We start from the raw sequence: 258 nt of genomic DNA on the forward strand, positions 1-258 counted from the left end.
TCATAGGAAATGTCGTCCAGCCCGACCATGAGCAGGATGTCGCGCATGTTGGCCGGCAGCTCGTCCAGCGATTCCTGCAACAGCGCCATAGTCTGGTTCTGCTCCAGGATGCGATCCGGGGGCAGGTCGTTGGAGGCATGCTCGGCCAGTACGCTGTCGCTGACGAAGTCGTGACGTCGCTCGGGCGCCCGCGACAGGTAGTTGCGCACCAGGTTCAGCGCGATGCCGTACAGCCAGGAAGACAGTTGCGATTCGCCG

General features: G+C 62.8%; 1 protein-coding gene. It reads right to left on the minus strand.

Going from position 1 to position 258, the window contains the following annotated elements; genetic code table 11:
* Window positions 1-258, minus strand: a 258-nt coding sequence (locus SB751_RS32550) for an RNA polymerase sigma factor (RefSeq protein ID WP_410749324.1), incomplete at both ends; no start/stop codon positions are given.

The sequence above is a fragment of the Cupriavidus sp. SIMBA_020 genome, from assembly GCF_046535395.1.
GTDB classification, from domain to species: Bacteria; Pseudomonadota; Gammaproteobacteria; order Burkholderiales; family Burkholderiaceae; genus Cupriavidus; species Cupriavidus campinensis.